Annotated in this window: 17 protein-coding genes; 9 read left to right on the top strand and 8 right to left on the bottom strand. The window is 68.7% G+C overall.

The genetic code is table 11. From position 1 onward, the window contains the following. Positions 1 to 266 precede the first annotated feature (266 nt). Positions 267 to 2,180, top strand: a complete 1,914-nt coding sequence (locus G6048_RS32940) for a CocE/NonD family hydrolase (RefSeq protein ID WP_165343258.1) — start codon at positions 267 to 269, stop codon at positions 2,178 to 2,180. A 95-nt stretch (positions 2,181 to 2,275) separates the two neighbouring features. Here G6048_RS32940 and G6048_RS32935 read toward each other — a convergent pair whose 3' ends face one another. The 4 genes from G6048_RS32935 to G6048_RS32920 all read right to left on the bottom strand — a co-directional run bounded on the left by G6048_RS32935 (position 2,276) and on the right by G6048_RS32920 (position 6,489). Continuing rightward, complete coding sequence (locus tag G6048_RS32935) at positions 2,276 to 3,298, bottom strand: LacI family DNA-binding transcriptional regulator (RefSeq protein ID WP_165343257.1); 1,023 nt, start codon at positions 3,296 to 3,298, stop codon at positions 2,276 to 2,278. Positions 3,299 to 3,365: 67 nt separating this feature from the next. Further along, positions 3,366 to 4,202, bottom strand: a complete 837-nt coding sequence (locus G6048_RS32930) for an ATP-binding cassette domain-containing protein (RefSeq protein ID WP_165343256.1) — start codon at positions 4,200 to 4,202, stop codon at positions 3,366 to 3,368. 2 nt (positions 4,203 to 4,204) lie between these two features. After that, positions 4,205 to 5,218 (bottom strand): ABC transporter permease, encoded by a 1,014-nt coding sequence (locus G6048_RS32925; protein WP_165343255.1) that lies wholly within the window; start codon positions 5,216 to 5,218, stop codon positions 4,205 to 4,207. Between the two features lie 248 nt (positions 5,219 to 5,466). Next, positions 5,467 to 6,489 carry a sugar ABC transporter substrate-binding protein gene (locus tag G6048_RS32920; RefSeq protein WP_165343254.1) on the bottom strand — a complete coding sequence of 341 codons (1,023 nt, stop codon included), beginning with the start codon at positions 6,487 to 6,489 and terminating at the stop codon, positions 5,467 to 5,469. 313 nt (positions 6,490 to 6,802) lie between these two features. Here G6048_RS32920 and G6048_RS32915 point away from each other — a divergent pair, with 313 nt between their 5' ends. Further along, positions 6,803 to 7,105: a putative quinol monooxygenase gene (locus G6048_RS32915; RefSeq protein WP_165343253.1), complete on the top strand. Its 303-nt coding sequence runs from the start codon at positions 6,803 to 6,805 to the stop codon at positions 7,103 to 7,105. A 5-nt stretch (positions 7,106 to 7,110) separates the two neighbouring features. On the opposite strand, the gene G6048_RS32910 is transcribed toward G6048_RS32915, so the two are convergent. Further along, the gene (locus G6048_RS32910; protein WP_165343252.1) at positions 7,111 to 7,713 is read right to left on the bottom strand and encodes a sugar O-acetyltransferase; all 603 of its coding nucleotides are present in this window, start codon (positions 7,711 to 7,713) and stop codon (positions 7,111 to 7,113) included. A gap of 141 nt (positions 7,714 to 7,854) precedes the next feature. Continuing rightward, positions 7,855 to 10,413: a GH32 C-terminal domain-containing protein gene (locus tag G6048_RS32905; RefSeq protein WP_165343251.1), complete on the bottom strand. Its 2,559-nt coding sequence runs from the start codon at positions 10,411 to 10,413 to the stop codon at positions 7,855 to 7,857. 415 nt (positions 10,414 to 10,828) lie between these two features. Here G6048_RS32905 and G6048_RS32900 point away from each other — a divergent pair, with 415 nt between their 5' ends. The 6 genes from G6048_RS32900 (at position 10,829) to G6048_RS32875 (ending at position 19,329) form a co-directional block, all read left to right on the top strand. After that, positions 10,829 to 11,842: a LacI family DNA-binding transcriptional regulator gene (locus tag G6048_RS32900; RefSeq protein WP_165343250.1), complete on the top strand. Its 1,014-nt coding sequence runs from the start codon at positions 10,829 to 10,831 to the stop codon at positions 11,840 to 11,842. A gap of 311 nt (positions 11,843 to 12,153) precedes the next feature. Further along, a complete protein-coding gene (locus tag G6048_RS32895; protein WP_165343249.1) occupies positions 12,154 to 13,452 on the top strand; it encodes an extracellular solute-binding protein in 1,299 nt (432 codons plus the stop codon). A gap of 33 nt (positions 13,453 to 13,485) precedes the next feature. After that, complete coding sequence (locus G6048_RS32890; protein ID WP_165343248.1) at positions 13,486 to 14,472, top strand: carbohydrate ABC transporter permease; 987 nt, start codon at positions 13,486 to 13,488, stop codon at positions 14,470 to 14,472. A 6-nt stretch (positions 14,473 to 14,478) separates the two neighbouring features. Further along, the gene (locus G6048_RS32885) at positions 14,479 to 15,366 is read left to right on the top strand and encodes a carbohydrate ABC transporter permease (protein ID WP_165343247.1); all 888 of its coding nucleotides are present in this window, start codon (positions 14,479 to 14,481) and stop codon (positions 15,364 to 15,366) included. 63 nt (positions 15,367 to 15,429) lie between these two features. Beyond that, positions 15,430 to 17,727: a glycoside hydrolase family 3 N-terminal domain-containing protein gene (locus G6048_RS32880; protein WP_165343259.1), complete on the top strand. Its 2,298-nt coding sequence runs from the start codon at positions 15,430 to 15,432 to the stop codon at positions 17,725 to 17,727. A gap of 123 nt (positions 17,728 to 17,850) precedes the next feature. Further along, positions 17,851 to 19,329, top strand: a complete 1,479-nt coding sequence (locus G6048_RS32875) for a glycoside hydrolase family 32 protein (protein ID WP_165343246.1) — start codon at positions 17,851 to 17,853, stop codon at positions 19,327 to 19,329. A 175-nt stretch (positions 19,330 to 19,504) separates the two neighbouring features. On the opposite strand, the gene G6048_RS32870 is transcribed toward G6048_RS32875, so the two are convergent. Continuing rightward, positions 19,505 to 20,926: an ATP-binding protein gene (locus G6048_RS32870; protein ID WP_165343245.1), complete on the bottom strand. Its 1,422-nt coding sequence runs from the start codon at positions 20,924 to 20,926 to the stop codon at positions 19,505 to 19,507. A gap of 194 nt (positions 20,927 to 21,120) precedes the next feature. Here G6048_RS32870 and G6048_RS32865 point away from each other — a divergent pair, with 194 nt between their 5' ends. After that, entirely contained in the window at positions 21,121 to 22,050 is a 930-nt protein-coding gene (locus G6048_RS32865; RefSeq protein ID WP_165343244.1) for a dihydrodipicolinate synthase family protein, read from the top strand. A gap of 129 nt (positions 22,051 to 22,179) precedes the next feature. Here G6048_RS32865 and G6048_RS32860 read toward each other — a convergent pair whose 3' ends face one another. Further along, positions 22,180 to 24,864 (bottom strand): carbohydrate-binding protein, encoded by a 2,685-nt coding sequence (locus G6048_RS32860; protein ID WP_165343243.1) that lies wholly within the window; start codon positions 24,862 to 24,864, stop codon positions 22,180 to 22,182. Positions 24,865 to 24,904 lie beyond the last annotated feature (40 nt).

Raw genomic sequence — 24,904 nt, 5'->3', positions numbered from 1 at the left:
GGCCTGACCATCGGTCGCACGGCCGGCATCCTGGCCGGGCTGCCGCAGTCCGTGCCCGGTTACTCGATCGACCGCATGTGTGCCGGTGCTCTGACCGCCGTCACCACGACCGAGCCGGGCACGATCCGCCGGGAAGGAACGCGGGGCGTTCCCGGGTTGCGCTGACAGTAGGACCCGCGTCCGGTCCCGTCACCGTCCGGCGGAACAGTTGACCTGATGACGTCAAGTGATCGCCATGTTCCGGGCCGTTGCCTAGCGTCACGGGAGTGACCTCGTACGACACCGACACCCCCCAAGCCCACCGCCCCGAACCCCTCCGGGGCGGTGCCCTGTGGCGCCGCACCCTGCGCATCCCCATGCGGGACGGCATCCGTCTCGCCGCCGACCTGTACTCCGCCTCATCCGCGCCGGAGGCGACCGCGCTGCCCGTACTTCCCGTACTGCTGGAGCGCACCCCGTACGGCCGGCGTGCGCAGCGCGGTTCGGACCAGGACCGCGGTGACGCACCGGTCCCGCAGCCCGAGGACATCGCCCGGCACTTCACCGAGGCCCGCTACCACGTCGTACGGCAGGACTGCCGGGGCCGCGGCGACTCCGAGGGAACGTTCGTGAAGTACCTCGGCGAGGGCCCGGACGGGGCGGACACGATCGACTGGCTCAGGAGCCAGCCGTGGTGCGACGGCAGGGTCGTGATGACGGGGGTTTCCTACTCGGCCCACGTCCAGGCGGCCGCTGCCGCCGAGGGGGTGGAGGGGCTCGCCGCCATGGTGCAGGACTCGGGCGGTTTCTCCTCCGCGTACGACGCGGGGATGCGGATGGGCGGCGCCTTCGAGCTGAAGCAGGTGACCTGGACCCTGCGGCAGGCGGTGAGCAGCCCGGAGGCCGCGGCAGATCCGGTGCTGTCCGAGGCACTGTCGCGGGTGGACGTGGCGGGCTGGTTCGGCGCCATGCCGTGGCGGCCGGGCTGCACACCGCTGCGGCATCTGTCGGCGTACGAGGACTTCCTGCTGGAGCAGTGGCGCCAGGACGCCTTCGGCGACTACTACCGCAACCCGGCGATCTACGGGCGAGGCTTCTACGACCGCTTCCCGGACGCGCCGAGCCTGCACATAGGGAGCTGGTACGACCCCTACGTCCGCTCCACCATCGAGAACTTCACCGCCCTGCGCGAGCTGAAGTCGGCACCCTCCTACCTGGTCATGGGCCCGTGGACGCACGGGCGCCGCTGCGAGACGTACGCCGGAGACGTGGACTTCGGCCCGCGAGCACCACTGGACGGCAACCTCGCCCCTTCGTACCTGGAGTTCCGCCGCCGCTGGTTCGACCGGGCGCTGGGCCGGGCGAGCGACTCGGACCTCCCCGCGGTCCAGTACTTCCTGATGGGCGGCGGTGACGGGCGGCGGGACGCGGCCGGGCGGATGCGGCACGGCGGGGAATGGCGTTCCGACACCTGGTGGCCGCCGACCGCGACGGCACCGGTCGACCTGTACCTCACCGCCGACGGCGCCCTCGACGTCACCCCGCCCACGGTGGCCGCCGCCTCGGTGACGTACGACTTCGACCCGCGCCACCCGGTCCCCACCATGGGGGGCCAAGTCACCTCGGGGGAGCCGGTGATGAGCGGCGGGGCCTACGACCAGAACACCCCGGACGCCCGGGTGTACGGGGCGCGCGAGCCGTACCTGCCGCTGGACTCCCGCCCGGACGTGATCAGCCTGAGCACCCCGCCCCTCGAGCGGGACGTGGTGCTGGCCGGACCGGTGTCGGCGAGGCTCCACATCTCGACCACGGCCCCGGACACCGACTTCACCATCAAGCTGATCGACGTCCACCCGCCCAACGCCGACTATCCGCACGGCTTCGCCATGAACCTCACCGACGGCATCGCCCGCTGCCGCTTCCACCGCTCCACCGAAAAGCCCGAGTTGCTCACTCCGGGCCAGGTGTACGAGATCGAGGTCACCGCCCCCGACACGGCGAACCGCTTCACCGCCGGCCACCGCATCCGCCTCGACATCTCCTCCAGCAACTTCCCCCGCTTCGACGTCAACACCAACACCGGCACCCCGGAGGCAGCGGCCCGCCGCACCGCCGTAGCCACGAACACCGTGCACATGGACGCGGGGCACCCGTCGCGCCTGCGGGTGTGGCTGGAGGGAGGAGCGGACGGGCTCGCGTAGCCGTACGCCCGGAAAGCGTCAACGGAGTTCTGCCTGCTCAAGGCCCGCCTCAAGCCGCTCTGATGGTCATCGGCCGTCAGTCAGGGGCAGGCCGTTTACGGCTTGGGCGCCGGTTGCTCCCCCGAGCCCCGGACGACCAGCCGGGTGGGCACGGTGATGGTGCGCGCCCGGGAGCGGTCGCCGTCGAGGCGGGACAGGGCGGTGGCCGCGGCGCTGCGGCCGATTTCTTCGGGGTCCTGGGCGACGACGGTCAGGGCCGGTTCCAGTGCCTCGGCGAGAGATAGGTCGTCGAAGGCGACGACGGCTACGTCCTTGCGCTTGCTGCGGGCGAGTTCGGCGACTATTCCGAGCGCCATGATGTTGTTTCCGGCGAACAACGCCGTGGGGGGATCGGCCAGTTCGAGGAGTTGGGCGGTCGCGGCCTCGGCTCCCGGCTGGTCGTGTGCGCTGGCCAGCAGCGAGCGGTCGTAGGGGATGTCGGCTTCTTGCAGGGCAGCCCGGTAGCCGGCGAAGCGTTCGCGGCGGGTGTACAGCTTGACGGGCAGGTCGCCGACGAAGCCGATGCGGCGGTGCCCGTGGGCGATGAGGTGGGCGACGCCGTCGTGGGAGCCCGCGCGGTTGGTGCTGACGACGCTGTCCGTGGACAGGCCGACTCCCGGGCGGTCGAGGAAGACGACGGGCAGTCCCGCCGTACGGTGTGACTTGAGGTGGGAGTGGTCGGCGCCGACGGACGGCACGACGATCAGGATGCTGACGCGCCGGGCGAGGAACTTGGCCGTCAGGGCGCGTTCGCGGTCGGGGTCGTCCGCCGAGGAGCCCATGAGCAGCGTCAGCCCGCGCTCGCTGACGGTGTCTTCGATGGCGCGGGCGACGGCTCCGAAGAAGGGGTTGGCGAGGTCGGGGATGACCAGTCCGATGGTGGTGTCCGGGCCGCCGACGCGGATGTTGCGGGCCATGAGGTTCGGCTGGAAGCCGAGTTTGGCCACGGCGGCGAGTACCTGTTCCCTGGTCTGCTGCGAGACGGGTCCGTCTTCGTTGAGGACACGGGAGACCGTTTTGGCGCTGACGCCTACCTCTTGGGCGACGTCGGCCAGGGTGGGTCGGCGCTTCGCTGCCATGTAGGACCGTTTCCTGTGGACTGGGCGGTTCCGGCCGCCGCGGCGGCCAGAACCGGTGAGTGGTGCGTCAGTTGGCCTGGACTCCCGCGGCCTTCGCCGCCGCGGAATCCGCCACGACAGTATCTCCGGCCTCGTCGACGGTCAGGGCACCGGTCATGATGGCGACGACCTCCGCCATCGAGTAGTCGGACGGCTTGATCACGGCCGCGCGCCGGCCCAGCCGGTGTACGTGGATCCGGTCGGCGATCTCGAAGACGTGCGGCATGTTGTGGCTGATCAGGACGACCGGCAGGCCCCTGTCCCGGACGCGGCGGATGAGGTCCAGGACCTGACCGGACTCCTTGACGCCGAGGGCGGCGGTGGGTTCGTCCATGACGACGACGCTACGGGCCCAGGCGACGGCACGGGCCACCGCGACGGCCTGCCGCTGTCCGCCGGAGAGCGTTTCGACCGACTGCGTCAGCGAGCGCAGACCGATCTTCAGGTCGGCCATGTGCTCGGCGGCCTCCTGACGCATGCGCTTCTTGTCGAGCATGCGGAAGGCGTTGCCGAGGATGCCGGGGCGGCGCAGTTCGCGCCCGAGGAACATGTTGGAGGCGATGTCCATGGAGGCGGCCACCGCGAGGTCCTGATAGACCGTCTCGATGCCGTGGGCGCGGGCGCTTTGCGGGCCGGGGAAGGTGATGGGTTTCCCGTTGAGGCGGATTTCGCCCGCGTCGGGGACCACCGCGCCGGTGAGGGCCTTGATGAGGCTCGTCTTGCCGGCTCCGTTGTCGCCGATGACGGCGAGGACCTCGCCGGGCAGCAGGTCGAAGTCGGCGCCGTCGATGGCGGTGACGTGGCCGTAGTGCTTGACCAGACCGCGGGCCTGCAGGACGGGGGTGGGGGAAGTGGTGGCGGTCATGGTCAACGGGCCTTCTTCCGGGAGAGCTGGTCGACGGTCACCGCGAGGATCACCAGGACACCGGTGATCAGGGTCTGGTAGATGGACGCGACACCCATTAGTTGGAGGCCGTTGCGGAAGACGCCGACGATGAGGACGCCGATGAACGTGCCCAGGACCGATCCACGGCCGCCGAAGAGGCTGGTGCCGCCGAGCACCACCGCGGTGATGCTGTCGAGGTTGTCGGTCTGCCCGGCCTGCGGGTCGCCGACTCCGGTACGGGAGATGAGCAGCAGGGCGGCGATGCCGTAGAGGACGCCGGCCGCGGTGTAGACGCCGATGGTCAGGCGGGAGGTACGGATGCCGTTCAGCCGGGCCGCTTCCGGGCTGTTGCCCAGCGCGTGGACATGCCGGCCCCAGCTGGTGCTGCTCAGCGCGTACGCGACGAGGAGGAACAGGGCGATGGTGACCAGCGAGCCATACGTGATGTCGGTCTTGCCGAGCGGGAAGGTCTGCCCGAGAGCCGTCAGCGGGCCGGGCAGGTTGGTGACCGTCTGCTCCTCGGAGTAGATGTGGGTCAGCGCGAACGCCACGTTGAGCATGCCGAGGGTGACGATGAACGGCGGCAGCGGGATCTTCTGCACCAGCGCCCCGTTGAGCAGGCCGAAGCCGCCGCAGACGACCAGGCCCAGCGCGATCGCGGCGAGCGGCGGCAGGGAGCCCTCGGCCGCCATCTTGGCGATCACGATGCTGCCGAACGCCATCACGGCACCGCAGGACAGGTCGATGCCCGCGGTGAGGATGATCAGGGTCTGCCCGATGGCGAGGGTGCCGACGACCATGACCTGCTGCACGATCAGCGAGAAGTTCCCGCCCGTGAGGAACTGGTCGGTCGAGAAGGAGAAGAAAAGACAGGCAAGGAGGAGAGCGACCAGCGGGCCGGTGGTCGGTTGCGTGAGCAGTCTGCGGGCCGTCGTCGGTGCTTTGAGCTCCGCGTACGGCGAGGTTTTGCTCGGGGGCGTGGACGTGGCAGTCATCGAGGTCCTTGTCGGAAGACAGAAGTCTTTGTCGGTCCGTGTCGGACGGGAAGCTCGGTCCTTGTCGGACGGCAGGAGGACGGGAAGCTCAGTCCTTGTCGGACGGCAAGAGGACGAGGGGGCGGCCGTCCCTGGGTCGGGGAGGAGGGGACGGCCGCCCCGCTGAGGGATGTCGAACGGCGGCGGCTACGGCGGGAGTGACGGCGTCAACGGCCGCACCTACGGCGGAAGTTGAGAGGGCCGACGGCTCAGCCCCAGCAGTTCTCCAGCCCGTACGCGGTGTCCTTGGACGTGACCCCGTCCTGCGCCTTGTCGGTGATGAGAGTGACGCCGGTGTCGGTGTAACCGGACGCCTTCTTGCCGTCCTTGGCGTACGTCACGACGGCCTTGACGCCATCGGCGGCCATCTTCAGCGGGTACTGCTGGGACGTGGCGGCGATCGTGCCGCCCTTGACGGCCTCGGTCCCGGTGCAGCCGCCGTCGACGGAGACGATCAGGACGTCCTTCTCCCGGCCCTTGGCCTTGAGCGCCGTGTACGCACCGAGCGCGGCGGGCTCGTTGATGGTGTAGACGACGTTGATGCCCGGCTCCTTCTGGAGGCAGTTCTCCATCGCGGTCTGGCCCTTGGCCTGGTCGCCTCCGGTGTCCTGGGAGCAGACGACGGAGGGGTCGCCCTCCTTGATGCCGAAGCCCTTCAGGAAGCCGTTGTGCCGCTGGACGCCGACGGAGACGCCCGGCGCCAGGTCGAGGGTGGCTATCTTCGCGTCCTTGCCCTTCATGGCCGCCTTGGCGTACTCGCCGATCAGCTCGCCGGCCTTGAGGTTGTCGGTGGCGAACAAGGCGTCGACCGCGCTCTCCGGCTCGGTCGGGGTGTCCAGGGCGATGACCAGGACGCCCTGGGCCTTGGCCTTCTCGAGGGCCGGCACGATCGCCTTGGAGTCGCTCGGGGTGATCAGGATGCCCTTCACGCCGGCGGCGACCATGTTCTCGATGGCGGTGACCTGACCGGCGTTGTCGCCGTCGAACTTGCCGGCCGCGGTCATGAGCTCGACGCCTTCGGCCTTCGCGGACTTCTCCGCGCCCTCCTTCATCTTCACGAAGAACGGGTTGGTGTCGGTCTTGGTGATCAGACCGACCTTGACGTCGCCCGCACCGCTGCTCGCGGTGCCCGATTCCGATCCGGATCCACAGGCGGTCAGGGCGAGGGCCGCGACGCCCGTGCACGCGGCGGTTCTGATCAAGGAGGAGGGCAGACGAGAGATGCGTGACATGAACGACTCCTGCGGGATTGCGGGCGAGCGGCCGGCATAGGGGCATGCCGTCCCGAGGTGTCATCGTTGACTTATGTCATCGTTGACACTGCTTGGCCAGGATGATGGACTCCGTCTCCGGGCAACGTCAATGCCTAGTACTGGACACAAATCGGCAACGCCCGTGGCCGTCGCCCGCCCGAATGCCGTTCGGTCACTGTCCGCAACGTGCCCGTTCTGCTTCTGCCGCCGCGTTCATGAGAAGAGCAGCGACTCCACCCACCGACCTCCACCCACTGACAGCGACTCCACCTACTGACAGGGACCCGAAGCCATGACGAAAACCCTGCTCGCCGAGTTCACCGCCCGTCAGGGAGCGGAGGACGAAGTCGCCCGCCTGATCCGGGACTACGCCCTGAAGGTGCGCGAAGAGGAAGGCAACCTGGCCTTCGACGTCTACACCAAGGCGGCCGACCCGCGCGCCTACTGGATCTTCGAGGCCTACCGCGACGAGGACGCCTTCAAGGCACACCTGGCCGCCCCGTACGGCGCCCCGTTCAACGCCGCCCTCACCCCGCTGATCGAGGAGGACGCCTCCGTACTGACGTTCCTCGATCCGCTGGCGGCACGTCCGTAACGGCGCTAATACCCGGCGGCACGTGTGGTGAGGTCCTCGTCCGTGATGGCGCGGACCACCCGGCAAGGGGTTCCGACCGCGACGGTCATCGGGGGAATGCTGCGGCTGACGACGCTTCCGGCGCCGATGACCGACCCGTAACCGATGCGGACGCCGGGCAGGACCACCACGTTGCTGCCGATCCACACCTTGTCCTCGATCACGATCGGTTCCGAGAACCGTCCGAAGTCGACGCGTCGTGAGGGATGCACCGGGTGTCCCGTCGTGGTCAGGGTGACGCTGGGCGCGATCATGACACCGTCGCCTATGCGGATGTCCACGTCGTCGACGAACGTGAGGTTCACGTTCCCGAAGAAGTCGTCGCCGATGTGGACGTGGCTGCCGAACCCGGCGTGGAACGGCGGCAGCAGCACCGTGCGTTCACCGACCGAGCCGAAGATCTCGACGAGCAGCGATCGACGCTTCTCCGTTTCGCTCGGCGGTGTGTGGTTGTACTCGAAGATCTGCTCGGTGCGGCGCCGAGGGGCCTGGAAGGCCGCTTCGGACTCGGTGTAGACGAGCCCCTTGGCGATGCGGGCCAGGACTTCTTCCTCGTGAGCATGCGTCACAGCGGAACGCTCCTTCCTCCAAGGCATGGATCACGACGATCATCCTGCCTGCCGCACCGGAACTGCGACAGGGATCCACTGAGCCGAGAGCCGCGCGCTGGAGGCCGCTTCTGGCCGGCCGGCGCGCGGACCCGGGACTCGTCACCGCCAGATGGACTTCAGCTGCCACGCCCGCAGGTGGTCGAGGGTGGCGGTGCCGCCTTCGGCGAAGACCTCGACGCCGGTACTGGCGGGGTCGGGGAAGATCTGGTCGGTGATCACGGCTTCGCCGTTGCCGCCGAAGACCTCGACGGATGACCAGTCGACGAGGATACGGAGCTTGACCTTGCCGTTCTTGGCCTTCAGGGGGGCCGTCTGGACGCCGGGGAAGGTGCTGTTGAAGTCCCCGACGCCGGAGCGGGTGCGGTCGACGTACAGCTCCTGCGTCGTGGCGTCGTAGCCGATGACGGTCTCCTCCCCGGCTGCCCCGGTGCGGACCTTGAGGCCGAAGCGGTCGGCGTCCTTGAGGGAGAAAGTCGCTTCGATGTCGAGCGCCTTGCCCTTGGAACCACGGCTGGTCAGGGGCTTGGAGGTGTTCTTGACGGTGATTCCGGACGCGATGGCCGGGCGCTTCTGCCGGAGGGACGTAAGGCTGCCCACCGGCTTGCTGGTCAGCCGGACTTGGCCGTCGACGGTGCGCAGGGCCATCTCCCTCGGAACGCTCTGCGCGCCGCGCCACGGGGAGGTGGGGACGGACTGGCCGTAGTCCCAGTTGTTCATCCAGCCGATCATGTAGCGCTTGCCGCCGGGGGCGTTCTCCCAGGACACCGCCGCGTAGTAGTCCTTGCCGTAATCGGCCCAGTCGGCGCGCTGCACGACGGACTTGGCGGGCTTCTCGGCGGCGGTGAACTGGTCGGCCAGGACGTGGCCCCAGCCGCCGGTGTTCATGTCGACGACCTGGAGCTGCGCCTTCTTGCCGGCGTACGGGCGCATGTCGAACGACGCCCAGTCCAGGGTCTCGCTGTCGGCGCCGGTCGCGCTGCGGACGACCTTGCCGTCGACGAGCAGGTTGACGGAGGTCTCCTGGGAGACGCGCCGGGCCTGGGTGTCGGACAGCACGATGTGGTCGACGTTGAGGTGGCCCCAGCCGCCGGTGTTGTCGTCGACGATCCTGAGCTGCGCCTTCTTGCCGGCGAGGTCGCCGACGCCCCAGGAGGCCCAGTTGAGCGCTTCGGCGTCCTTTCCGGTGGCGCTGTGGACGACTTGGCCGTCCACGAGGAGTTCGACGGCGGTGGGGTTGGCGGAGCCGGCCGGGTGGTTGCCGCCGCCGACAAGGAAGTTGACGTACTTCTTGTCGATGGTGAACTCGGGCGACGTGAGGGTGCCGGTACTGGCGTCGCCCTTCAGGAAGCTGTTGGCCAGCCCGTCTCCCAGGAAGCCGGAAACACCCTGCTGGCCGGGGAGCGTGCCGGTGGCCGGTGCGGTGCCGAAGGCGTCCCCGGTCGCCGTCCAGTCACCGTACGTTCCGCCTTCGAAATCGGCGAGGACCGTGCCCTCGGGCGGAGCCCCGTCCATGACGGTTCCGGCCTCGTACGGATGCCGCCCGCCACCGATCTTGAAGTTCAAGTAGGGGCTGTCGACGGTGAATTGGGGGGAGGTGAGGGTGCCGGTGGCGCCGTCACCGCCGTGGAAGCTGTTGCCGAGGCCCTTGCCGTCGAAGCCCTCGACACCCTCCTGCCCGTCCACCGACCCGGCCGCCGGTCCCTGGCCGAACGCGGATCCGGTCGTCGTCCACTCACCGAAGCCGCTGCCCTCGAAGTCCTGCACGACCTCGCCGGTGGGCGGGGTGTACGAGCCCTTGTCCTCGGCGGTGAACTTCTTGCCGTCGAAGTCGCCGATGAAGTACTGGGCGGCCGAACCGCCCGCGATACCACCGGGGTTGATGTTGACGACCAGGACCCACTTGATGTTGTCCGGGTCCCCGTCGACCGCGAGGGGGAACAGGTCGGGGCACTCCCACACGCCGCCCGTCGCACCGGCCGGCCCGAAATCGCTGAGCAGCTCCCAGTCCTTGAGGTTCTTGGACGAGTAGAACCGCACCTTGTGCTCGGCGGACAGCGACACGGTCATCAGCCAGCTCTTGGTCGGCGCGTGCCACTGGACCTTGGGGTCGCGGAAGTTGTCGGAGCCGATGTCGATGACGGGATTGCCCTGGTACTTGGTCCAGGTACGGCCGCGGTCGGTGCTGTAGGCGAGCGACTGGGCCTGCTTGCCGCCGTTCTTGTAGGCGCTGGTGTAGATCGCCACCATGGGCGGGTTCTTCTTCGTGCCGAACCCGGTGGTGTTGTTCCAGTCGACGACCGCGCTGCCGGAGAACACCATCTCCTCGTCGTCGTGCGACAGGGCGAGCGGCAACTCCTCCCAGTGCACGAGGTCCTTGCTCACCGCGTGCCCCCAGGACATGTCGCCCCAGGAGTTGCCGTTCGGGTTGTACTGGTAGAAGAGGTGGTACTCGCCCTTGTAGTAGACGAGGCCGTTGGGGTCGTTCATCCAGTTCTTCTCCGGAGTGAAGTGGAACTGGGGTCTGTACGTCTCGGAGTACGGCGGGGTGTCGGCCGCGACGGCATGGGGGGCCAGCGGGGCTGCCGACAGGGCGCAGACCGTCGCCACCGCCGCCAGCATCCGTATGCGGGCATGCCGGGATACGCGTACAGAGCTCATGGTGTCTCCTTGTCCCGCGGTCGTCCGGGCAGCGCTGACTGCGGCTCTGGCGCGGACGGACCGAAAAGTGACGTCTCCGGTCGGCGTTGTCGTCCACGCCGCCGACCGAGGTGTCAACGTTGACTTGTGTCAGCGATGACATCGAGTGCCCCGACAATGAAGCGCAACCCGGCCAGTGCCGTCAACGGTGCGGGCGAGATTGCTTTGGTACGGGCCAACAGGCAGCCAAGTTGGCCGGTTAACGAGTTGTTTCCGGGGTGTTGACCGGTCGGGCCTCTCGGTGCTTCACTGCCGGAACCGGTACCGAAACCGGTTCCGGGACCGCTCCCGGTACCGGTTGCAAGGGTCTCTGTACGATCGGCCCTTCGGTGCGGGAGGACGTCTTCCGCCTCTGCAGGAAGGGAGGGGAGGTGACATGGGAGTCACTATCGCCGACGTGGCCACGCGGGCCGGCGTCAGCAAGACGACGGTCTCGCGAGTGCTGAACGGCAAGGGCGAGATCAACGAGAACACCGTCTTGAAGGTCCGCAAGGCGATATCGGAGCTCGGCTATGTGCCGAGCGCCGGGGCAGTGGGGCTCGCACGCGGCACGACACAGATGATCGGCATGCTGGTCCCTGATATGGCCTGGGCCTGGGCCGGCATAGTGCAGGCGGTCGTCGAAACGCTGGAGACCGAGGGCTTCGGACTGCGCATGCTGACCTGGAACCGTGGTGAGGAGTCGCTGCGCAGGCTGGGTCTGCAGGTCGCGGCCAAGTCGTTCGACGGTCTGCTGGTGATCGAGCCCGAGGGAGCCCTGGGGGCCATCACGGAACTGCACGAAGCAGGGCTGCCGGTGGTGCTGATAGACGACCGCTTCCAGCGGCCGGGATTCCCGTACGTGGCCACCACCAACCGGGAGGGCGGTGAGCAGGCGGCGCGCCACCTGCTGGACCTCGGCCGCCGTCGCCCTCTGGTGGTGACCGGTCCCGATGAATACGGCTGTACTCAGGAACGGCTGGGCGGCTTCGTCGACGTCTATGCGCAGGCCGGGATCGAACTCGGCCAACGCAGCATCATCCGCGGCGACTTCTATTTCGACGGCGGCCGGAACGCGGTCGCGCAAGCTCTCGCGGACGGCGTGGAGTTCGACGCGGTCTTCGGGCACAACGACCCCTCGGCGGCCGGTGCGCTCGCCGCCCTGCACGAGGCCGGCCTTCGGATTCCGCGGGATGTCGCCGTGGTGGGGTTCGACGACGTCGAGCTGGCGTCGTACACCTATCCGGGACTCACCACCATCCGCCAGCCGATGCGGGAGATGGGGGAGGCGGCGGCCCGTCTGCTGCTCGACCATGTGCGGAGATCGCCGGAGGCCGCCCCCTCGCGCATCATTCCCACCAGCCTGGTGATCCGTGGCTCGACGTTAGAGCCGAAGCCGAACCCGAACTGACGGGACGTCATCGCGCTACGCAAGTGATGGCGCCCCTCGCGGTCGGGCGGTGCGTTGCCGGTGACGCACCGCCCCCGGCTCCTTGAAACCTCTCTCCTTGAAACCTCGGCGAACCTCTTCGGACTCGCCTCCTCGCAACTCCTTACAACTGGTCGCAACTCCTCGCGGCTGCGCCTGCGCTCACGCGGCCATGCCCGCACGCACCCCCCCCCGCGCGTCCCGATCCGGGACACCGAACGGTGCGCCTCGCACACCCCGCTCTCACCCTTCGCCCCCCGCGCCTGTATCGCCCAACGGCAAGGAGCCGCATTATGCGTATCGCCACCCGTCACACCATCAGAACCGTCCAGACCCTGTGCCTCACCGTCACGGCAGCCCTGGTGGCCACCGGCTGCGGCCGGAGCGAGGATTCCGGCCCCGGTAACGACGCGCCCGCCGAGATCGGCGCGGGCAAGGCCAAGGGGACGGTGGTCATGTGGTCCATGGGCGACCCCGACGAAGACCTGAAGGCGCTGGCCAAGAAGTTCGAGCAGGAGAATCCGGACGCCGACGTCAAGATCACCGCGGTCCCGTGGGACGGCGCCCACGACAAGCTGACCACCGCGATAGCCGGCGGCAACACACCGGACATGTCCATGGTGGGCAGCACCTGGATGGCCGAGATGGCCGCCCTGAACGGCTTCCAGGCCACCCCGACGTCGATCAAGTCGTCGGACTTCTACCCCGGCCAGTGGGACACCACCAAGTACAAGGACACCTCCTACGGCGTCCCGTTCATCGCCGACACCCAAGCGATCTACTACCGGACCGACCTCACCACGAAGGCCGGCATCAAGGGCGCCCTGGCCGGCGACCGGGCCGGATACCTGAAGGACCTCAAGGCCATTCAGGCCACCGCCGGCAAGGAGAACCCCAAGCTGCGCCATGCCAGCGGGCTGGTGATGGGCTTCAACTCCTGGATCTTCTGGCTGCCCATGGTCTGGCAGGGGGGCGGTGACATCTACGACGCCGAGACCGGGAAGTTCACCTTCGACTCGCCCGAGGTCGCCAAGGCGCTGGAGGACTACGCGAGCGTCCCGAAGCAGGGCCTGGCGCCGACCGACAGGGCGGACAACGTGCAGGCCTTCCAGGACGGGCTGACCGCCGTCTACCAGGAGGGCGCGTGGGCCGGCGGCACCTTCCACAAGGACTCCCCGCAGCTGGATGGCAAGTGGAAGACCATGCCGGTGCCGCACACCAAGCAGCCCGCCGGGTTCGCCGGGGGGACCGACCTGGCGGTGTTCAAGGAGGCCAAGAACCCCGACGCGTCGTGGAAGTTCGCCCAGTTCCTGACCGAGCCCGCCAACCTCGCGACCTATTCCAAGGCCACCGGCAGCCTGCCCCCTTCGCCCCAGGCGTGGACCGAGGGGAAGCTGACCGAGGACGAGAACCTCAAGGCGTTCGCCGAGCAGCTCGAGGTCAGCAAGGCGCCGCCCGCCATCACGACATGGCAGCAGATCGCCGACACCATCGACTCCGAACTGGAGAAGCTGACCCTCGGCAAGGCCACCGTCGCCCAGGTGCAGAAGACGCTGCAGTCCAAGGCCACCAGCATCGGCACCGGTCGCTGAGCGCCGCCGCGTGAGTATCCCTCGTACGGACGGATGACATCCATGTCCACGAAAACCCTCCCCGGGCCGGGCGACACCCACGAGCAGGGCACCGCACGGCCGGAACAGAACCCCGGTCGCCGGCGCTTCGGCCTCCGCAGCACGGCGCGCGGCAGGCAGGCCCGGGCCGCCTGGGTCCTCGCCGCCCCGTTCCTCGCGCTGTTCGCGTCCTTCATGCTGGTGCCGGTGGTGTGGTCGCTGCTGATGGGCCTGACCGACACCAAGAGCTCGGACCTGCGTACGCCGCTGAACGTGACGTTCGTCGGCCTCGACAACTACGTACGGCTCTTTGAGGACCCGCAGTTCTTCACCGCCCTGCGCAACACGGGCGTCTTCGTCCTGGTGGCCCTGCCCCTGACGCTGGCCGCCGGGCTCGCGGCGGCGGTTGCCCTCGACCGGGGCATCCGCCGCTTCCGGGCCGTCTTCCGGGTCGGCTTCTATCTGCCGGTGATCACCAGCATCGTGGCCGTCGCCGTGGTGTGGAAGACGCTCCTGGAGCCGCGCTCGGGGCTGGTGAACCTCGTCCTGCGCTGGTTCGGGATCGATGGTCCGGCCTGGCTGGCGGACACCCGCTTCGCCCTGCCCGTCATGATCGTGATGGCCGTGTGGCGCAACCTCGGCACGGTCATGATCATCATGCTGGCGGGACTGCAGTCCGTACCGCAGTCCCTGATGGAAGCGGCCGAACTCGACGGCGCCGGGCCCTGGCAGCGGTTCTGGCGGGTCACCTTCCCGCTCCTGCGCCCCGCCCTGCTGCTGACCGCCGTGACCACCGGCATCGGCTATCTGCAGTTCTTCGACGAGCCGTTCGTCATGACCGACGGCGGACCGCTGGACTCCACCCTGTCGGCCACGTTGTACGCCTACAAACAGTTCGGCAACGGCAACTACGAGATGGCGTCGGCGGCCGGCTACGTCATCTTCGTCCTCATCGTGGCGCTGACCGTGCTGCAGTTCCGCGTGCTGCGAGACAAGGACTGACGACCCATGAGCACCCTCTCGACTCTCCAAACGCCACCACCGGGCACGGACCGCTCCCTGAGGCGCCGCCGCATCCGGCGGAACTGGGGCCAGCCCTGGCTGTACATCCCGCTCGCCGGCGCCCTGCTGCTGATGGTCGCCCCGTTCCTGTGGATGCTGTCCGGCTCGTTCAAGCCCGAGGCCGACATCCGCCGCGTACCGCCCGTCCTGATACCCACGTCGCCCACGACCGCCAACTACGGCGAGCTGTTCAGCACGCTCGACTTCACGAGCATGTTCGGCAACTCCCTGATCGTGGCCCTCGCCGTCACAGCGGGCAACCTGATCTTCTGCTCGATGCTCGGCTACGCCCTGGCCAAGCTGGAGTTCCGCGGGCAGCGCGCCGTTTTCCTGCTGGTCCTGGGGACGCTCATGGTCCCCGGCCTGGTCACCTTCGTACCGCTGTACGTGCTGGTGGCCAACATGCAGCTGACCGGCTCCCTGCTCGGGCTGATCCTGCCGTTCCTGGCCACCCCGTTCGGGGTGTTCCTGATGCGGCAGTTCATCTCCACCCTGCCCGACGAGCTCATCGACGCCGCCCGCGTCGACGGCTGCCGCGAACTGGCCATCTTCGCGAAGATCATCCTGCCGCTGACCAAGCCCGCTCTCGCCACCCTCGGGATCATCACCTTCCTCGGCTCCTGGAACAACTTCCTGTGGCCCCTGGTCGTGGCCCAGAACGAGAGCCAGTACACCCTCCCCGTCGGCCTCGCCCTGGCCAGCAGCGGACAGTCCTTCACCCGCTTCGGCATCCTGCTCGCCGGCGCCATGGTCGTCCTGCTGCCGGTGATGATCGTTTTCTTGATCTTCCAGCGGCAGTTCGTGGCCGGCATCGCCACGACCGGCCTGAAGTGACGACGCGTTCGCCGTCGCTCGTCAACTCCCCGACCCCGTACGACTCATCACTTGGAGAACACAGTGGGACAGCCGGTCCGCCCTGCCGCGTACCTGGATCCGGAAGTGTCTGTGGAAGCGAGGACCGAGGACCTGCTGTCCCGGATGACGCTGCCGGAGAAGGTCGGGCAACTGCTGATGCTCGACGCACAACACGGTGACCTGGCGGACATCGTGACGGCCAAGCTGTCCGGTTCGGTCCTGCATGTGTCTCCCGACCTGATGCCTCAGGCCATGGAACTGTCCGGGCGGACCCGGCTCGGCATTCCGCTGCTGACCGCCGACGACGGCATCCACGGCCACTCGTTCTGGCCGGGCGCCACCATCTTCCCGACCCAGCTGGCCATGGCCTGCAGCTGGGATCCGTCCTTGCTCCACCGGGTGGCCCGTGTGGCCGCGACCGAGATCGCGGCGACCGGAATCCACGGGACGTTCTCCCCGGTGCTGTGCATCACCCGGGACCTGCGCTGGGGCCGGATCAACGAGACGTTCGGCGAGGACCCGTTCCTGATCGGCGAGTTGGGAGCGGCGATGGTGCGCGGCTACCAGGGTGAGGGCCTCGGCGACCCGACGGCCGTGCTGGCGTACGCCAAGCATTTCGCGGGTTACTCCGAAACCCTGGGCGGGCGCGACGCGAGCGAGGCCGAGCTCAGCCCGCGCAAGCTGCGCTCGTGGTTCCTGCCCCCGTTCGAGGAGGCGGTTCGGGCGGGCTGTCGCGGCTTCATGCTCGGGTATCAGTCGATAGACGGGGTGCCCATCACCGCGAACGAGTGGCTGATCAACGATGTGCTCAAGGGCGAATGGGGCTTCACCGGCACGCTGGTGACCGACTGGGACAACGTCGGCCGGATGGTCTACGACCAGCGGACCTGCGCCGACTACGCCGAGGCGGCGGCGGTCGCCGTCAGCTCCGGGAACGACCTCATCATGGCCACGCCGCAGTTCTTCGAGGGCGCCCAGGAGGCGGTCGCCCGCGGCCTGGTCGACGAGAAGCAGATCGATGACGCGGTACGGCGGGTTCTGCGGCTGAAGTTCGAGCTCGGGCTCTTCGAGGACCCCCGCACTCCCGACCCCGAGCGGCAGGCGCAGGTGATCGGCTGCCGCGAACACGTCGACCTCAACCTCGAAACCGCCCGTCGTTCCCTGGTGTTGCTGCGCAACGACGGGGTTCTGCCCCTCGAAGGCGGGCTGACAGCGGACGGCATGGGCCGCGCCGCAAGCCAAGGCACACCACGGACGATCGCGGTCATCGGCCCCAACGCCGACAGCCCGGAAGCCATGCTCGGCGACTGGGCGGGTGCGACCGGCCAGGTGCCGTGGATGCCCGAAGGACATCCACGTGAGTCCGTGGAGACGGTGCTCGACGGCCTTCGCACCGTCGCACCCGCCGACTGGACCATCACGCACGCCCGCGGAGCCGACATCGCAAGCCCCGCCTCCGAACTCGAGTGGTCCATCGGGCCCGACGGCCAGCCGCAGGCGCCGGTTTTCACCCCCGCCCCGGTCGACCAGGCACAGCTTCGGGAGGCCACCGCCGCCGCAGAAGCCGCTGACTACGCCGTCGTGGTCGTGGGAGACAGCAACGCCCTCACCGGCGAGGGACGCTCCACGGCCACGCTCGACCTCCAGGGCGGCCAGATCGCGCTGCTGGACGCGGTCGCCGCCACCGGCACACCCATGATCGTCGTACTCGCCCAGTCCAAGCCGAGCACCCTCCCGGACTCGGCACTGAACGCGGCAGCACTCATCGAGGCGTTCAACCCGGGCATGCGCGGCGGACGCGCCGTCGCCGAACTCCTCCTCGGCCTCACCGAACCCAGCGGCCGGCTCCCGGTCTCCTTCGCACGCCACGTCGGACAGCAGCCGGTCTTCTACAACCAGGTACGAGGCCAGCACGGGAGCCGCTACGCGGATCTCACCCAGGACCCGCTGTTCGCGTTCGGCGAGGGCCTCAGCTACACCACGGTCACCTACTCCGACCTGGTCGTGCACGACACGGACGTCGCCACCGACGGCACCATCAACGCCACGGTCCGAGTCACCAACAGCGGCAGCCGTCCGGCCCTGGAAACGGTGCAGGCATACATCAGCGACCTCACCACCAGCGTCACTTGGGCCGAGCAGGAGTTGAAGGGTTTCACTCAGGCCGAGATCGCGCCCGGCGAAAGCCTGGACGTCAGCCTCAGCATCCCCGCCTCGCAGTGCTCACTCGTCACGGCCGACAACCGTCGCGTCGTCGAACCAGGTGAGTTCGCCCTCCGCGTCGGCCCCAGCTCACGGCGGGAGCAGCAGCTGAGCGCAGGTTTCCGCATCCGGAACTGAAGGCCGCGTACGGGCTGTACGGCCTCTGTACGGCCTTGAAGACCCCCGCCTCGCCGGCCGGCCGCCCCGCCGAAACGAGGGCCGGCGGGGCGGGCCCACCCTGAAACACCGAAAGGCACGCGTGTGTCCACCACGCCCACACTCCGCGATCCGCATCACCCCGTCGCGCACCTGCGCCCGCCCCGCAACTGGATCAACGACCCCAACGGGCTGGTCTTCCACGACGGTTACTACCACGTGTGCTACCAGTACAACCCGTACGGAGCGACCCACGCGAACGTGCACTGGGGCCACTTCCGCAGCCCCGACCTACTGACCTGGGAGCCGCTGCCGATCGCCCTGTCCCCGACCCCGGATGGCCTGGACGCCGACGGCTGCTTCTCCGGCAACGCCGTCTCCGACGGCGACCGTCTCGTCGCCTTCTACTCCGCGCACCGTGAGGCCCGCTCGTTCCAGCACCAGCCGGTCACCTGCGCCGTCTCCCACGACGGCGGCAGAAGCTTCCGCCCGCGAGGCGAACTGCTCATCCCCGAGCTGCCCGAGGGCTGCACCATGTACCGCGACCCGTACGTCTGGCAGCACGGCGACGGCTGGCGGATGCTGGTCGGCGCCGCCCTCGCGGACGGCCGCGCCGCGGCCCTCCTGTACGACTCGCCCGACCTGAAGTCCTGGACGTACCGGGGGCCCTTCGCGGCCCGCGAGAAGGAGCCCATCAGCGGCACCGACCTGCACACCGGCGAGGGCTGGGAATGCCCCCAGTACCTCCCGGCAACGGCAGCCGACGGACGCTGCGCCCTCATCTTCAGCGCATGGAACGAACCCACCGGCCCGCAGAGCGTCGCAGCCCTGATCGGCGAAGAGCACGACGGCCGCTTCGAGGCCGGCTCACCGGTACCCGTCGACTACGGCCCCGACTGTTACGCGCCCGCCCTGCTGCGCGCACCGGGCAACCGGTGGCTGCTGTGGGGCTGGTCATGGGAAGCCCGCGACGGGGACTGGGCCGTCGCGGACGGATGGGCCGGCGTCCTCACCCTGCCTCGCGAAATCCACGTCGACGATGACGGTTCGCTGCGCCAGCAGCCCACGACCGAACTGCTGGCCCTGCGCGGCAGACACACCCTCCACGCCGAAGGCGCGACGCACGGCCCGCAGCCGGTGGACCTCGGCAGCGTGGGCCGCGCCTTCGACCTGACGGCCCGTCTGGAGCCGACCGGAAACGCCGGTCTGCGGCTGCTCACCACGCCGGACGGCTCCGAGTACCTCGACATCCGCCTCGATGCCGACGCGGGTGAACTGGCCGTCGACCGCGACCACGCCTCACTGGACACCCGGGCCCACGGCGGCTCCTACCGGATGCCCTGCCCAGCCGATCGACCCGTCGACCTGCGCGTGGTCGTCGACCACTCCATCGCCGAGATCTTCCTGACCACCACCGGCCAGGTCCTCACCTTGCGCTTCTACCCAACAGGGCAGGGCCCGTGGCGACTTCAGGCCCGCAGCGCGCCGGGTACGCGCCTGGGCTTCGCGGTCGACGCGTGGGAGCTGCATCCGCTTGTGATCAAAGAATCGAGCACCGACGTCAGCTCTGCCCCCAGCCACTGAACAAACAGGTCCGAAGGAGCATCTTCCATGAGCTCGGCTGACGATCAAGATCGACGACAGCGTCAAGTGCCAAAAATAGTCCAAGGCTTCGGTGCAGCCATGACCGACTCCTCCGCCTGGCTCATCGGAACCTGAGGATGGTCTCGAGAGGCAGTCGGCGACGACGGCTCGCGTGTCAGGTCCAGGCGTCGAGGAGGTCCTCGGGCGTGAAGGGAAGGACCCCTTCGGCGGTGCAGCCGCTGCGGGTGACGGCGAGCAGGGTGGTGTCGTCGTCGGCGCCGGGGAGTTGGGAGCGGTGGATGATGAGGCGGGAGAGGTCACGGTGGTCGAAGGGCTTGTTCTCCAGCCACTTGACCGATCCGGCGAAAGTGATCTTCTTGGCGATCGGGGAGCGGTCCGCGCCGATGAGGTCGATCTCCGGGTCGTTGGTGCGGGTCCAGTATCCGCCGACGGCGTTGGTGTTTTCGGGTAGCCGGTCGTCGGCCAGGCGCCAAAGTGCTTCGCGGATGACGGGTTCGATGGCCCTGCCGCGCCAGGATGTCCAGCTGGTGCGGATGGAGTCGAGGACGCGGTCGCCCCGGCCTCGCTCGACGGCGGGAATGCCCGGGCCGATGAAGGAGAGCCAGAATCGCAGGTAGGGGTCGTCGACGCGATAGCGGGTCTCGCGGCTGGGTTTGGTGGACAGGGGCAGGTCGGTGGCGACCATGCGGCGGGTGGTCAGGAGTTCCAGGGAGCGTTTCACCGAGCCGGGGTTGAGGTCGCCGGCACCCCGGCCGATGAGGGAGAAGGTGCGTTCACCGTGCCCGATGGCGCCGAGGACAGTACGGGCCTGTGCTTCGGTGGGGAACTCGGCAGCCAGGGTGCGCTCACCGCTGACGAGTAGGGCCGAGGTGGGCTTGCGCAGCGCGGAGGCGAGGTAGTCCCACAGTCCGGCGCCGTGCGGCCACTCTTCCAGGATCAGCGGGAGTCCGCCGGACACGAGATAGGCGTCGAAGGCGTCGGCGGGCGGCAGATCGAGCATGGTCCCGACCTCGGCCGGGTTGAGCGGGGGCACGACCATCTCGGTTCCGCGCTGGTAGAAGGGGCGTCCGTAGGTGTTGAGCTGTTCCATCATCGCGATGTCGGAGCCGATGAGGACGAGCAGTACAGGCAGTTTGGACAGAGTCCGGTCGAAGACCTTCTGCAGGGTTCCTTCGAAGGCCGGGTCCTCGCGCACGAGATAAGGCATCTCGTCGAGGACGACGACGCTGGGCGCATCGGTCGGTAGCGCGGAGGCGAGGAGACTCAGGGCAGCGTCCCAGGTCTGCGGCGCGGTGAAGTCCACGAATCGGGCCGCGTCCGGGAGGCTGGAGGCGGCCACTTCTGCGACGAAGCCCGCCAGGTCCTCCTCCCTTGAGCCGCCGACGGCGGTGAAGAAGACGTGCGGCAGTTCGGCGCGTTCCAGGAACTCCTCCACCAGCCGGGACTTGCCGACGCGGCGACGCCCGCGGATCAGTGCCGCCCGCCCGGGACGTCCGCTGCGCCCGCCGGTCTTCACCGGATGCAGCATGTCGTTCAAGAGGCCGAGTTCTGTACGGCGGCCGATGAATCCATTCATGAAGAACTGCTTCCCACGCACGTCCAGGAAAGTTTCTTTGATGAAACTTTCTTTCATGCAAGTCTAGCTGGATCAGTTCGGGCCGTCTGTCGGCGTGCGTTTCGGTGCGGCATCCTCACAAGCCCCGGGTCGGGCCCGACATGAGCCCCGGGTCGGGCCCGACGCTGAACTCGCCCCCTCCGGAGGGAGCCCCGATGAAGCCATTGGCCGCGGACCAGGTCACCGGAGTGTGGGGCACCCTCCTGCTCCCCGTCGAAGGGCGGGGCGACATCGTCTGGGACCGGCTGGCGGGCCAGCTCGACGTGCTGCTGACCAGCGGCGTCGACGGCGTCTACGCCCACGGCACCGCGGGCGAGTTCCACACCCTCGACGAAGCCGAGTTCGACCGGGTGAACGCGGTGCTGGCGGGGCGGTGCGAGGCGGCAGGGGTGCCGTACCAGATCGGTGCCTCGCATCCGGCCACGCCGGTGATGCTCGATCGCATCCGGCGCGCGGCCGCGCTGCGACCGGGCGCCGTCCAGGTGATCCTGCCGGACTGGGTCCCACTGCGTGACGACGAGGTCGTGCGATTCCTGGTCGGTGCCGCCGAGACCGCCGACGATGTGCCGCTGGTGCTCTACAACCCGCTGCACGCCAAAACCCAGGTGCCGCCGCCGCTCCTCGGACGGGTGGCCGCCGAGGTCCCCCAGCTCGTCGGGGTCAAGATGGCCGGTGGCGACGCCGCCTGGTACGCGGCCATGGCGGACGCCGTGCCCCAGTTGTCGGTCTTCGTACCCGGCCACCTGCTGGCCTCCGGGCTGGCCCGAGGCGCGCACGGCAGCTACTCCAACGTCGCAGCCATGTCGCCCCGCGGCGCGGTCGCGTGGTACCGGTTGATGACGACGGATCCGGCGGCGGCAGCGGACGTGGAGCGGCGCATCGGTGAGTTCTTCGTCCGGCACGTCGCGCCGTTGCAGGCCCGCGGGCTGTCCAACCCGGCGTTGGACAAGTTCCTGGCCACCGTCGGCGGCTGGGCGGACATCGGCGTGACGCTGCGCTGGCCGGCCTCGTCGGCGCCCGTCGACGCGGTCGAACCGGCCCGCGCCGACGCCCACCGGCTGCTGCCCGAGCTCTTCCCGGCGTAGCCCCGGCCTACGGCCCTCGCAGACCAGACCCGACCGGGCTCGGCCCGGCACACCAGGACGCCGGCCCGGGGGAGCGGACCGGCGGCCTGGTGGACTGCGAGGTGCCCGGAGGGCTGTTTCTCCTGAGGGTTATTTCTCTGCCAGCGGGGTGACGGTGATGCGGTCGATCACCGGTGCGTACGGGGATCGCTGGTCGTACTGGTTGTAGGTCGTGCCGTCGAAGTCGGGGAGTTCCTCCGCTGTGAAGCGGATCCGGTTCGTGCCCTTCTTCAGGGTCACCGGGACCGTCAGCTCCCGGAAATCGTTGAAGTGGAAGGTGGTCGGGAACAGCACCCTGCGCGCCGCCTCGCCGTTCACCGAGAGGTCGGCGTGGCGGGCGATCGGGTCCGGGTTGTAGTGGGTGGCGGGCGCCTGTTCGGCGTTGGAGTAGCGGATGGTCACCGCGTGCCGCCCGGCCCGCTCGGCGTCGACGTCGACGGTGAGGGCGTTCTCCTTTCCGTTGCCGATGTCGGTGACCGCCTTGCCGCCCGTGGCGAAGGTGTACGCCTCTGTGGCCTTGGCGGCGCCGCTCAACTCGCCGTCCTCGGCCTGGTGCACCTTCGTCACCAGGTTGCCGCTCGAGGGCGAGACCCGCAGCCGGTCGACGACCAGCTCGCCTGAGGTACCGGTGACGGTGATCTTGTTGATGCCGCCGGACAGGAACATCCGCGTGACGTCCGTGCCCTTCGTGTCGGCTCCCGCGCCGGGGAGGTCGAGCTTCTCGCCGTTGAGGGCCACCTCCGCCCTGCCGCCGCCGAGGTGGTCGAGGGACACCGTCGCCTCGCCGTCGGCGGGGGAGTGGACCCAGAAGGTCGCGGAGTCACCCTTGGGCAGCGGTACCGCGCCCGGGCCCGAGGCGCCGGGGTGGGTGTAGCCGGGCTTGGTGCCGGTGAGGGTGGCGTACTCGGCCTCGTAGATCGCTGGCCGGGTCACGTTCTCGTCGCGCAGTGCCAGGTCGACCTTGTCGATGATCGCGTCGCCCTTGGTGACACCCAGGTCCGGGTCCTTCGCGGCGAGCGTGATCCGGTGCTTGCCGGCGGTCAGCTTCACCGTGGTGTCGGTGTGGCCCCACACCACCCACTTGTAGCCGAGCGGCATACGCAGCTCCTGCGGGTCCTTGCCGTCGACGCGCAGGAAGACGTTGGTCGGACCCTGCTCCTTCACCCGGTCGAACTGGTTGAAGGAGTTGGCGAAGACACTCAGGTCGTACGTGCCGTCCTTCGGCACCTCCACGTCGAAGGCGAGTGACCCGTCGGAGCCGGTGCGCAGGCCGCCGACGTTGTAGTTGCCGCTGGTCGCGAACTTGCCGACGTCGGAGGGTGTGCCCTCGGGCCCGTTCTTGGTGTAGCCGCTGCCGGTGTAGGTGGCGTTCTCCGCCTCGTAGGACTTCCGCCAGCCGACGGAGGGACCGGCGGGCTCCCCGCCGTTCCCGCCGGGGGAGAGGATGACCTGGTAGGCGGACATCTCGTTCATGCCGGTCATCGGGAGTGTGACCGTGCCGTCCTCGCCGACCGTGACTTCCTGGTCGGCGAGCCGCAGCGGCTGGGCCGAGTCACCGACCTGGCCGGTCCACGGGATCTCCTGCACCGTGGCGCGCACCTTCGTGCCGAACAGCTTCGGGTCGGTGTTCTTGAAGACGACGTCCGCGTCGCCGCTCTTGCCGCCGAAGATCGCCCGGGACTGCTTCTTGTCCTTGTCCAGCGTGGCGACGCCCTGGAGCGTGTACTGCTGGTTGGGGTGCGGGGCGGTCACTTCCACCGTGTGGCCCGACATCTGGCCGTACGCGTTGAACAGCCACCACTGGCCGTTGCCCTTGTTGGCCTCCACGGCCGAGTCGTTGAGGTTGCCGTCGATGTTCCAGTACGCGAGGTCGGCGTCGATCTTCGACTCCTCGATCGCCGAGACCCACTGGACGACCTGGCCGGGCACGGAGAGGTGGTAGTTGTGCCCGTACTCGTTGACGTTGATGGGCAGCGGGCTGATACCGACCTCCTTCTCCCACTGCCGGTACTTCGCGACGTTCGTACGGACCACGGCGGGGTTGGACAGCTCGTGCCAGGTCATCACTTCGGGGACGACGTCATTGGCCTTGGCGTACTGCAGGAAGCCCTTGACCTCGTTGTAGAGGGTGGAGGTGTTCGGGCCCGCGATGCGCGCGTTCGGGTCCAGGTCCTTGATGAGGTGGTAGGCCTCCTTCCAGGCCTCAAAGAAGGGCCCCGGGTTCGTGCGCCAGGAGACGCCGTTGTAGCTCCACTTGCCGGTGCCGAACATGTTCCCTTCGGGCTCGTTGAAGGGGACGTAGACGACGTTGTCCTTGTAGTCGCCCATGGTCAGGACCTGTTGGACCTGCTTCTTGAGCTTCTCCTTGAAGTCGGCGAGCCGCGCGGGACCGTCGGCACCCGGCCACTCGTACGGGAAGCCGCGGTAGATGTCGGTCATATAGATGTAGACGTCCTTGCCGCCCGAGTCCACGAACGGCGGCAGGATCTCCAGCGCGTCCGCCCCCGGGTGCTGCGGACCGTCCTGCGCCTTGGTGGACACCGTGCGCAGGTTCATGCCCTCGATGAGGTTGCGGCTGGGCGCTCCGTCGCCGTAGATCCCGTACAGGCTGCCGCTGGCGCCGCCGTGGAAGGCGCCGGTGTCGGTGGCGAGGTCGATGACCAGTTTCTCGGGCTCCGCGGCGCCGGCCTCTCCGGCGGCGGACACGCCGAGTGCGGAGGCGAGGACCGCCGCCGCGGTGGCAACGGCTCCCGCCGTTCTTCTTCTGGGTCGCAAGGGGATCTCCGTAGCTTCGTGGGGGAGTGGGGGAGTGAGG

It is taken from the genome of Streptomyces ureilyticus (assembly GCF_011045025.1).
Taxonomy (GTDB): domain Bacteria; phylum Actinomycetota; class Actinomycetes; order Streptomycetales; family Streptomycetaceae; genus Streptomyces; species Streptomyces ureilyticus.
Note: the sequence above shows the minus strand (reverse complement) of the source record. Positions and strands in the feature narration are given on the sequence as shown.

Coding starts and splice junctions, on each gene's coding strand:
- G6048_RS32935 (WP_165343257.1), bottom strand. CDS start 3,298: ATGGCAGCGAAGCGCCGACCCACCCTGGCCGACGTCGCCCAAGAGGTA.
- G6048_RS32930 (WP_165343256.1), bottom strand. CDS start 4,202: ATGACCGCCACCACTTCCCCCACCCCCGTCCTGCAGGCCCGCGGTCTG.
- G6048_RS32925 (WP_165343255.1), bottom strand. CDS start 5,218: ATGACTGCCACGTCCACGCCCCCGAGCAAAACCTCGCCGTACGCGGAG.
- G6048_RS32920 (WP_165343254.1), bottom strand. CDS start 6,489: ATGTCACGCATCTCTCGTCTGCCCTCCTCCTTGATCAGAACCGCCGCG.
- G6048_RS32915 (WP_165343253.1), top strand. CDS start 6,803: ATGACGAAAACCCTGCTCGCCGAGTTCACCGCCCGTCAGGGAGCGGAG.
- G6048_RS32905 (WP_165343251.1), bottom strand. CDS start 10,413: ATGAGCTCTGTACGCGTATCCCGGCATGCCCGCATACGGATGCTGGCG.
- G6048_RS32900 (WP_165343250.1), top strand. CDS start 10,829: ATGGGAGTCACTATCGCCGACGTGGCCACGCGGGCCGGCGTCAGCAAG.
- G6048_RS32895 (WP_165343249.1), top strand. CDS start 12,154: ATGCGTATCGCCACCCGTCACACCATCAGAACCGTCCAGACCCTGTGC.
- G6048_RS32890 (WP_165343248.1), top strand. CDS start 13,486: ATGACATCCATGTCCACGAAAACCCTCCCCGGGCCGGGCGACACCCAC.
- G6048_RS32885 (WP_165343247.1), top strand. CDS start 14,479: ATGAGCACCCTCTCGACTCTCCAAACGCCACCACCGGGCACGGACCGC.
- G6048_RS32870 (WP_165343245.1), bottom strand. CDS start 20,926: ATGAATGGATTCATCGGCCGCCGTACAGAACTCGGCCTCTTGAACGAC.
- G6048_RS32865 (WP_165343244.1), top strand. CDS start 21,121: ATGAAGCCATTGGCCGCGGACCAGGTCACCGGAGTGTGGGGCACCCTC.